Here is a 9,410-nt window from a genome sequence, read left to right as displayed (position 1 = left end):
AGATCGCCTTCGCAGTCGTCATAGCCCTGCGCCACCATGGCCCCGTGCAATCCGAGGACGACCCCATCAACCGGCATCGCGGCGCGCAGCTGGGTCAGGATCTCGTCGCGCAGCTCCTCATAAGCCTTGCGTTGCAAAAGTCCGCCCGGCTCCGCCCAGGTCGCCGTTCCTTCAATGAGCTCGAAACCCTCCTCGCGGGCTCGCTTGCGCAAGACCACCATCGGGGCCGAGCAAAGGGTCGGCGTTTCGGGGTGTTCGCCGGGCGCTGCATAGAACGCCATCTCGAAGCTGGCGCGGTCGGTCGGCACCGGTGAGAATGTATTGGTCTCCGTCGCAAGCGACGCGGTAAAAATGCGCATGATATGCCTGAGTTGTCGGTTGGTCAGAGCGGCTTGTAGGCGATGGCTTCGATCTCGATCTTGATGTCAATCATCAGACGGGATTCAATCGTCGTGCGGGCCGGCGGGTCTTTCGGGAAATAGGTGGCATAGGTCTTGTTGAACGCCGCAAATTCGCGTGCGTCTTCGAGAATGACGAAGGTCTTGACGACATCGGAAAGCTGCGCGCCGGCAAGAGCGAGCGCCGTCTTGACGTTTTCCATGACCTGCTTCGTCTGGGTCTCGATCCCGCCAGTGATCACCGTACCATCGCTTCCCACCGGTACTTGACCTGAAACATAGATGAAGTCGCCAGCCCGCACGGCTGGTGACAGGGGAACATTGGAAGTGCCGAAGTGTTGCTTGGTCATGATAAAGGCTCCCTTTGTGTTATTTGACGGCACCGATCGAAAGGCCACGTACGAGGTATCGTTGCAGGAAGGCAAAGAGGATGGCCACTGGAACGGAAGCAACAAAGGCGGCTGCCATGACATAGTGCCAGTCGACAGTATAGCGGCCCGCCACGAGCGAGAAAACGCGAATGGGCAATGTGTAACTGCCCTCGGTCCTTAACATTGTCAATGCGATGACGAACTCGTTCCAGGCATTGATGAAGGTGAAGATGGCCGTGACCACCATGGCCGGCACCGCAAGCGGCAGGAACACGCTGACGAGCGTACGCCAGCCGCTCGCGCCCTCCATCCAGGCCGCTTCTTCGAGATCACGTGGTATCGTCGAGAAATAGCTCTGCAGCATCCAGACGCAGAAGGCGATATTGAATGCAGTGTAGATCACGACAAGGGCGTTGAGGCTGTCAATCATGCCCGCGCCAGCGACAAGGCGAAAAAGTCCGATGACCAGGACGATGGGCGAGAGCATTTGCGATATCAGCAGGAACTGCCGAAAGGCATCGCGTCCGGCAAACTGGTAACGGCTCAAGGCATATCCCGCGGGGATGGAGACAAGAATCGTCAGCGCCGTTGAAAATGCCGAAACATAAAGTGAATTGGCAAGAGCCGGCGCTATGCCGGAGGTGCGCCACATCTCCGGAAAATTCTGCCAATGAAGTTCCGTCGGCCACCAGTTGGGTGTCAGCACCTCGGTCGCGGATTTCAATGAACTGATCGTCATGACCGCATAGGGAAACAGGATCACAACGACGACCGGCGATAGCAGTATCCAGAAAAGGATTGAACGTTTCAGTTTCGCGCTCATGACTTCGCCTCGCGCATGGCCAGGCGGACATAGATGATCGTGAAGACAAGCAGAATTGCGAACATGATCAGCGATACGGCTGCCGCCTCCCCGAGTTTGCCGACGCGAAAGCCGGTCTTGTAAAGGTAGGTGACAAGGATGTCGGTCGAATTGGCCGGACCGCCCTGCGTTGTCGCCCAGATGATGGGAAAGGAGTTGAACACATAAATCGTGTTGAGCACGAAGGCGATATTGATGAAGGGACGCAGCAGCGGCAGCGTGATCAGGCGGAACTGATCCCAGCTCCCGGCACCTTCCGTTGCCGCCGCCTCATAAAGATCGTCCGGCACCGACGAAAGACCGCCGAGAAATATGGTCACCGTGAAGGGTACCGACACCAGGATGCCGATGAAGATCTGCATGGGAAATGCGCTTGAGCCTTCGGCCAGCCACTGAATGTTGCTGTCGATCAGACCAAGGCCGCGCAAGGCGGAATTGAGCATGCCGCTCTCGCCGCTCAATGCCCAGCGCCAGACAATGGCCGTCATCGTCAACGAGATCGCCCAGGGCAGCATGATCAGGATGCGCGCGATACCGCGCCCATAGAAATCTTCGTTGAGAATGAGCGCGATGGGCACCGACAGGATCAGTGTCCCGAGAACGACGGAGGCAGTCCACACGAGGGTGCGCCAGGTCGCTGCGATGAAATCTGGATCGGAAAACAGGACCCGGAAATGCTGCAGGCCGATGAAGTCCCGTATCATGCCGAAGCGATTTACGTCGTGCAGTGACAGGGAAATGATTTCTTTGAGCGGCCAAAGGATAATGGCCGCTGCCAGGAGGAAACTCGGCAGGATGAGGACGTAGGGGGCTGCGGCCCGTTGCATCGGCTTTGAATTCCTCGGGGCGGATCGTGGTGGTAGAAGGGGAAACCGGGAGGTGGGTGAACCACCTCCCGTCAGCCTCATTTCAGCGTCTCATTGATCTTCGCTGCAGCTTCTTTCAGCGTCGCTTCGGGATCGCCCTCGCCCAGATAGATCTTCTGGACCGCATTGGAGGTCGTCTGCGCGATCTCTTCCCAGCCCGGGATGACCGGCGCAAACCGTGCGTTCGGCAGAAGGGATGTGAAGACCTTCAGGTCGGCATTGTCGGCGAAATAGGGATCCTTCGCTTCCTCGGCATTGACGGGCAGGAAGCCCTCGACCTTGTCGAACTTCGTGCGCTGCTCGGTCGTGAAGATGAAGTCGAGGAATTTGAAGGCCGCATCCTTGTTCTTTGAATTTTCGAACAAGACGATCGAGTCAGTAACGCCGTAGGTGCCCTTGTCGCCGCCCGGCCCGGCTGGAATCGGCGCGACACCATATTTCAGGTCAGGTGCTTCGGCCTTGATCTGGTTGGAAAGGAAAGGCGCCGTAATCACTGTTGCGACCTTGCCCTGCTTGAAGAGGTTCTGCACATCTTCGCGCGAGTAGGAGGTGACACCCGGCTGGCTTAGGCCCTCGTCGATGAAGCTCTTGTAGAGCTTGGCCGTGTCGATCGCCGCCTGTGAATCGAGACCCGACTTGCCATCCTTGACGATTTCGCCGCCGTTCGACCACATGCCATAGTAGAAATACACATCGGTTTCAATTTCCTTGCCCTGCAGGCCAAAACCATAGGTCTCGCCGCCTAGCTTCTTGATCTTCTCCGCATCGGTCTTGAATTCAGCCCAGCTTGCGGGCGGTGTGTCGATACCCGCCTTGGCAAAAATATCCTTGTTGTAATACATCGCCCGCGCAGAAGCGGCGATCGGCAGACCGTAGACCTTGCCGTTCATCACCGAAGGCGTCAGGAAAGTGTCAATGAAACGGGCCTTGAAGTCGGGCTTGATATATGCGTCGAGCGGCGCAACGATGCCTTCCTTGACGTAATCAAGCAGCCAGCGCGTGCCGATAATGGAAAGGTCGGCATTGGCGCCGGCGGAAATGTCGGTCGTCAGCTTCTGCTGCAGATTATCCCACGGAACGACTTCGATCTGGATTTTCGTATCAGGATTGGCCGCCTCAAATGCCTTGGCGGCCTCTTCGAAATAGGGACCGGTGCCCTTGCTGTACTCGGCGATGGTGACGCGGACTGTCGTTTCGGCAAGTGCACTGGTGCTGAAAGCAATGAGGCTTGCTCCAGCAAAAAGGCAAAGTTTCTGTCTGATCGTCATTGAGGTACCCCTTTTTCAGCTGCATGCAGCAGCGCTTCTCGTCGCAACGCCGTTCGGATTTTGCTCCAACAGTTCCGCCAGCTTGCGCTTGTGACGGCGCCATCTTCAAATGTAATTTAATTTCATGCAAGTCAGTATTTTGTCGAGCGATAAGATTTTTGTGTTGCTTTTTTTCACACCCGGTCCTTAGCTGCGCAGAAGCGGAAGACACCGCAAATCATAGTCAGACGACGAACCACAGGCCGGTTTATGACTTCAGCCCATATCGACGACTTCCTTGAACTCAGGAACCAGACGGTCCTTATCACCGGAGCGGGCGGCGGCATCGGCCGCGCGCTTGTCAGGGCCTTCCGCGCCGCCGGCGCCATCGTATCGGGTGCTGATCGGCAGTTGGAAACGATGGCGGATCTTGATCTCGAGCACCGTCTGAGCTTCGACCTTCTTGACGCGGGCGCCACATCGGGCGCCATTGGCAATTTCGTCAAGGACAGGGGCGTTCCGGACATCCTCATCAACAATGCGGGTTTCACGCGCGCGGAGACCCTTGATCAGGTGGACGGCGCGCTCTGGGACCGCGAGGTCGCCATCAATCTCAACGGGGCTTACCACGTAACGGCTCCGGTTGTTGATGCGATGAGCAAGCGCGCACGTGGCTGCGTTGTGTTTATATCTTCCGTCAACGGTCTCAGCCATTTCGGCAATCCTGCCTACTCTGCTGCCAAGGCAGGATTGATCTCATACGTCAAGGCGCTCGCCGTCGAGCGCGGTCGCTACGGCATCCGTGCCAATGCCATTTGCCCTGGTTCCGTGCGCACACCCGCCTGGGATCACCGCCTTGAGAAGGAGCCGGCGCTTCTGGCAAAGGTGTTGCCGCATTACCCGCTCGGGCGCATGGTGACGCCGGAAGAGGTGGCGAAGGCCGCGGTGTTCCTCGCTTCGCCAGCTGCCTCCGGGATAACCGGCACGGCGCTTGCGGTCGATGCGGGCTTAACGGCCGGCAACCTGCGCTTCATAAACGACGTCCTTGCGGGAGGATAGCATCATGGCCGGACTGGAAATCAAGAAACTCGTCAAGTCCTACGGCGCCATGAATGTCCTGCATGGCATCGATCTTGAGGTGCGTGATGGCGAGTTTCTCGTGCTCATCGGCCCATCGGGCTGCGGCAAGTCAACGCTCTTGCGCATGATCGCCGGCCTCGACGACATCTCGGGTGGCGAACTGTGGATTGGCGAGCGCCTGTCGAACACGCTGCCGCCGCAACAGCGAAACATCTCGATGGTGTTTCAAAGCTATGCACTCTTCCCGCATATGACGACGCGCAAGAATATCGGTTTTGGTCCAAAAATCCGCCGCGAGGCGGCCGATACGATCGACACGAAAGTCAACAAGGCTGCCGAGGTCCTTAACCTCCACGACTATCTCGATCGCCTGCCCCGCCAACTCTCGGGCGGCCAGCGTCAGCGCGTTGCCATGGGTCGCACCATTGTGCGCAAGCCCAACCTTTTCCTGTTCGACGAACCGCTTTCCAATCTCGACGCAAAACTGCGCGTCCAGATGCGCACCGAATTGAAAGCGCTGCACCAACAGCTGAAGACAACGATCGTCTATGTGACCCATGACCAGATTGAAGCCATGACGATGGCAGACCGGATCGTGGTCATGAACGGCGGCCGCATCGAGCAATCGGGCTCGCCGCTCGAGCTCTATGACAGGCCGGTCAACAAGTTTGTTGCCGGCTTTCTCGGATCGCCGGCAATGAACTTCATTCCAGGAACGCTCGAACGCGGTGACGGGACATCAGGCGTGCGCATGTCGGATGGCTCGGTCATTCCGGTCGGTGCGACGACAGCAGCTTCGGGACAGGAGGTGGAGATCGGCATCCGTCCGGAACAGTTTCATCTTGCTATCGATGGCAACGGTTTCCCCTATCAGGTTGCCGTCGTCGAGCCGACGGGTTCAGAAACCCACCTTTTCGGCACGATTGACGGTGTTGGCGTGCGCTGCGTCTTCCGCGACCGGATCGCACCCGAACCCGCCAGCATGATGCGGCTGTCAGTCGATCCCGACAAGGTGCATGTCTTCGATCGCACAACCGGAATTCGGATCTGATTGGAAATGGCCGCACCGCATTTCGATATTGTCGCCCGCTTGAGGGACATAGCCGACACCGGGCAGCGCTCGGATCAGCGGGTTGCGGCGGCGATTTTGGCAGATGCGGATTTTGCAACGCACGCATCGATCGAATTGCTGGCCGAGAAGGCGGGTGTCAGTGAACCGACCATAACTCGGTTCTGCCGCATGCTCGGCTTTGAGGGCACACGCGAATTCAAGGTCAAGCTGGCACAATCCCTGGCCGTGGCTGGTCGCTTCATTGTGGCTGAACCGACACACAGGGACAACGACATTCCAACGATCATATGTTCCGGCGCTCATGGTGCGATCAGCAATGTTGTGGACCAGATTGATCGCGCCGACCTTGATCGAGCGGCCTCGATTGTGGCGGAAGCCGGTATGGTACGGGCCTATGGTTCGGGCGGCGCATCATCAATGGCGGCAACGGAACTGGAAAACCGCCTGTTCCGACTCGGTCTCAGGGCCGCGTCATCCATCGATGGCGAAATGCAGCAGATGACTGCAGCAACCAGCACCAAGGAAACTGCAATCGTCGCCTATTCGCTTTCGGGAGAAATCAGGCCGCTGATCGAGGCAGTAGCGATTGCTGGCCGCTACGGGGCAAAGACCATCGCGATAACGGCCCCTGGCTCGTCCCTCGCCGCGGCCACGCAACTTGTTCTGCCCCTTCGCCTCGATGAGGGCACGAATGTCTACCGTCCCTCGCCGGCACGCTATGCCCTGCTTGCCATGACCGACATGCTGGCCATGACAATTGCCGAGCGTATCGGCGCGCCGGCCGTCGAACGCATGCGTCGGATCAAGACCCTGCAGGGTCTGCACAAGACTGGCGCGCCCAACCTGCCACTTGGAGATTAGTCCCGTGACCCTTTCCGAAATCGACACGCCCGCCGTTCTCATAGATGTGGACCGGGCCGACGCCAACTTGCGACGCTTTCAGGCCTATGCCGACAGCCACGGCATTGCGGTTCGCCCGCATATCAAAACGCATAAGCTGCCCCGTTTTGCCCAACGCCAGGTCGAGCTCGGCGCTGTGGGCATCACCTGTCAGAAACTGGGCGAAGCAGAGGTCATGGCCGATGCTGGTCTGACGGACATCTTTCTTCCCTACAACATTCTTGGCAAGTCCAAACTTGACCGCCTGGTGGCGCTGAATGAGCGTGTCACGCTTGCCGTGACGGCCGACAGCGCGGTGACGATCCGGGGGCTTGCCGAGGCTTTCGGCAACGGAGCGAAGACTCTCGACGTTCTCGTCGAATGCGATACCGGTATGGGGCGCTGCGGCGTCCAGTCGCCCGAGGAAGCCATCACTCTGGCAAAGCAGATCGATAGCGCCGAAGGGCTGCGCTTTGCCGGTTTCATGACCTACCCCAAGACAGGTGCGGTCGAACAGAATGAAGCCTTTCTCGCCGCGGCGAGACAAAAGGCGGTGGATGCCGGGTTCGATCCGCGCATCATCTCCAATGGCGGATCGCCGGATATGTGGCGCGCGCATGAAGTTAAAAGCGCGACCGAACATCGTCCGGGCACCTATATCTATATGGACCGTTTCCAGGTTTCGAAAGGTGTCGGCGGCTGGGATGACTGCGCATTGACAGTCCTTGCAACAGTCATCAGCCGTCCAACGGACAATCGAGCTGTCATCGACGCGGGGTCGAAGGCCCTGTCGAGCGATACATTCGGCATGGAAGGATTTGGCCGTATCGTTGAGTATCCGGATGCGGTCGTTGCTTCCTTGAGCGAGGAGCACGGGGTCATCGACGTGACCGCGTGCACCAGGAAGCCACAGATCGGCGACCGGATCCGCATAATTCCCAATCACGCGTGTGTCGTCTCCAACCTTTTTGACGCCGTGGTTCTGATATCGGGCGACGAGATTGTCGAGGTCACGCCTGTCGCGGCTCGCGGGCGGGTTGACTAGGTGAAGTCCGACGCGAAACCGCATTATTCCAGCCTTGCAGGGGCTTCTTCCCGCAACGCCTTGAGGACGGGCAAGACGGAGTACAAACCATCTTGCGCGCGATCGGTGAGCGCCCGCAGATAGCCACCCGGTGATCGGATAGTGCCAGCGCGTTCGAGGATAGCGGCAACGGTGATGGCCGCATCCACATCACCCATGGTCGCCTTAGCCCGGTCCCAAGCGTCAGGCGAAACGCCGAGCATTGAACGAACGACACCGGCAGCCTGCATCAGATCGCGCCAGTCGGAAATGCCGCCGCGGACGTAATCGCTTATCTGCGGGCAGGCATCTAACACGGCGGTCAGCGGCACGGGCGTTGCTGCCGATTCCTGCACCGGCTTGCTGTCACCCGGACGCACGTGGCTTTGGCTACGCCGCGCTGTCGCAAGTTGTTTGCGCAAATTCAGCAACGCAGCCGCCTTACCACTTCCTAATTCAGGTCGTGGCACCTGGACCAGCTCGTTTGTGGTTTCTTTGCTCTTTTCAAGATGGTGGTCTAGATCTGAATTCTGAATATGGCGCTCAAAAGAAGACTCACTGGCGCTCATTTCTTCTTCGGATAATGAAGCAAGGTAGGCTTTTTCCACTCTTGGACGCAGTTCAGCCAGTGCGTCGCAACGTCCCTTTAGGGTCTCAAGGGGCAAATGCCGGCTCACTCTGCCCGATAGTGCCGCAAGCTCGTTGGCATATTGCGCCCAGTTCCCGGTCCGCCCTTCGCTGAGGCCGGCGGCGATCGTTTTTGAGATGTCGCGCAAATGAATTGTGATCTCGCTGCGTACGCGATGGATAGCGCGCGCAAGGTTGCGTGCTTCGGCCGCTTGCGCCTCGATTTCATCGCTGCGCAACGCTAGTGGCGAAATGTCAAAGCCGAATGCATGTTCGATCTCGCCGGTATCGCCTCGCCGTGCGTAGCGCTTGCCATTGGGGCTGTCGCGACGAATGATCAATCCCGCCTCCACCAGCGAGGCCAGGTGCCTGCGTATGGTTGCAGGCGACATTCCCCGCGTGCGCATTGACAGTTCGGCATTGGAAGGAAACACGATCAGTGGCGCGCTGCCATCAAGCGCTGTCTCGGGATGGAAGCTGAGTAACGCCTCGAGAACCGCGATGGCGCGGTCTGATAGGAAAAAAGCAGCGCGCGCCACGGTAAGCGAGCGCAACAGCGTCCATTTTTCCGGGTGATTTGCCGTCGCTTCTGCCAGTTTTTCGCGTGCTCGCGCAGTCTTTTCCTGCACGGCAAACATGGCATGCGACAGCGATCGCCCGCCAAAAGGCGTGGTCGCGAAACGGTCAGTCATGTTCTCTACCTCAAATGGAGGCAAGGGAAAGGTGTGCCGGAACGCGTCCGACTCTTGACAAGTCTGGGCGGAAGTGATTCTCTCGAATTGCTACATTGAAGAGGGCTTCCGGGGCGGTAACGTTCTGGGGGCCTTTTTTCTTGCCGTTGTTCCTTCTTTTGTTTCTCTCGGTTTAACGCTTACGCATAGAACTTGATGGCGGGTATCAGCCCCGCTTCTGATTGTTGAATCGGCTCAAGAGCTCCTCAAGCTC

At 58.4% G+C, this 9,410-nt stretch carries 10 protein-coding genes; 4 read left to right on the top strand and 6 right to left on the bottom strand.

Annotated features, from left to right (window positions below; genetic code table 11):
- From AAAB35_RS04350 to AAAB35_RS04330, 5 genes are all read right to left on the bottom strand, one after another.
- Window positions 1-359: M81 family metallopeptidase (locus tag AAAB35_RS04350; protein WP_340666999.1), on the bottom strand; the 359-nt coding region annotated here is incomplete at its 3' end.
- Window positions 360-382: 23 nt separating this feature from the next.
- On the bottom strand, window positions 383-751 hold the full coding sequence (locus AAAB35_RS04345; RefSeq protein ID WP_340667000.1) for a RidA family protein: 369 nt from the start codon (window positions 749-751) through the stop codon (window positions 383-385).
- Window positions 752-767: 16 nt separating this feature from the next.
- Window positions 768-1,592: a carbohydrate ABC transporter permease gene (locus AAAB35_RS04340; RefSeq protein ID WP_340666998.1), complete on the bottom strand. Its 825-nt coding sequence runs from the start codon at window positions 1,590-1,592 to the stop codon at window positions 768-770.
- A complete protein-coding gene (locus tag AAAB35_RS04335; protein WP_340666997.1) occupies window positions 1,589-2,458 on the bottom strand; it encodes a sugar ABC transporter permease in 870 nt (289 codons plus the stop codon). The genes AAAB35_RS04340 and AAAB35_RS04335 overlap by 4 nt, the downstream gene beginning before the upstream one ends.
- Window positions 2,459-2,535: 77 nt before the next feature.
- Entirely contained in the window at window positions 2,536-3,765 is a 1,230-nt protein-coding gene (locus tag AAAB35_RS04330) for a sugar ABC transporter substrate-binding protein (RefSeq protein ID WP_340666996.1), read from the bottom strand.
- A gap of 249 nt (window positions 3,766-4,014) precedes the next feature.
- Here AAAB35_RS04330 and AAAB35_RS04325 point away from each other — a divergent pair, with 249 nt between their 5' ends.
- The 4 genes from AAAB35_RS04325 to AAAB35_RS04310 are packed head-to-tail and all read left to right on the top strand — an operon-like array spanning window position 4,015 to window position 7,820.
- A complete protein-coding gene (locus AAAB35_RS04325) occupies window positions 4,015-4,803 on the top strand; it encodes an SDR family oxidoreductase (RefSeq protein ID WP_340666995.1) in 789 nt (262 codons plus the stop codon).
- A gap of 4 nt (window positions 4,804-4,807) precedes the next feature.
- Window positions 4,808-5,875 carry a sn-glycerol-3-phosphate ABC transporter ATP-binding protein UgpC gene (gene ugpC / locus AAAB35_RS04320; protein WP_340666994.1) on the top strand — a complete coding sequence of 356 codons (1,068 nt, stop codon included), beginning with the start codon at window positions 4,808-4,810 and terminating at the stop codon, window positions 5,873-5,875.
- 6 nt (window positions 5,876-5,881) lie between these two features.
- A complete protein-coding gene (locus AAAB35_RS04315) occupies window positions 5,882-6,757 on the top strand; it encodes a MurR/RpiR family transcriptional regulator (RefSeq protein WP_340666993.1) in 876 nt (291 codons plus the stop codon).
- A 4-nt stretch (window positions 6,758-6,761) separates the two neighbouring features.
- Window positions 6,762-7,820, top strand: coding sequence for a D-TA family PLP-dependent enzyme (locus AAAB35_RS04310; RefSeq protein ID WP_340666992.1), 1,059 nt, complete (start codon window positions 6,762-6,764; stop codon window positions 7,818-7,820).
- A 23-nt stretch (window positions 7,821-7,843) separates the two neighbouring features.
- On the opposite strand, the gene repC is transcribed toward AAAB35_RS04310, so the two are convergent.
- Entirely contained in the window at window positions 7,844-9,157 is a 1,314-nt protein-coding gene (repC, locus tag AAAB35_RS04305) for a plasmid replication protein RepC (RefSeq protein WP_340666991.1), read from the bottom strand.
- Window positions 9,158-9,410: the final 253 nt, after the last annotated feature.

The sequence above is a fragment of the Phyllobacterium sp. genome (assembly GCF_037994425.1).
In the GTDB taxonomy this organism is placed as follows: Bacteria; Pseudomonadota; Alphaproteobacteria; order Rhizobiales; family Rhizobiaceae; genus Phyllobacterium.
This window is presented reverse-complemented; position numbering and strand designations above follow the sequence as displayed.

Excerpts from the sequence above, each read along its gene's own strand:
- AAAB35_RS04340 (WP_340666998.1), bottom strand. The coding sequence starts at position 1,592 with ATGAGCGCGAAACTGAAACGTTCAATCCTTTTCTGGATACTGCTATCG.
- AAAB35_RS04335 (WP_340666997.1), bottom strand. The coding sequence starts at position 2,458 with ATGCAACGGGCCGCAGCCCCCTACGTCCTCATCCTGCCGAGTTTCCTC.
- AAAB35_RS04330 (WP_340666996.1), bottom strand. The coding sequence starts at position 3,765 with ATGACGATCAGACAGAAACTTTGCCTTTTTGCTGGAGCAAGCCTCATT.
- AAAB35_RS04325 (WP_340666995.1), top strand. The coding sequence starts at position 4,015 with ATGACTTCAGCCCATATCGACGACTTCCTTGAACTCAGGAACCAGACG.
- ugpC (WP_340666994.1), top strand. The coding sequence starts at position 4,808 with ATGGCCGGACTGGAAATCAAGAAACTCGTCAAGTCCTACGGCGCCATG.
- AAAB35_RS04315 (WP_340666993.1), top strand. The coding sequence starts at position 5,882 with ATGGCCGCACCGCATTTCGATATTGTCGCCCGCTTGAGGGACATAGCC.
- repC (WP_340666991.1), bottom strand. The coding sequence starts at position 9,157 with ATGACTGACCGTTTCGCGACCACGCCTTTTGGCGGGCGATCGCTGTCG.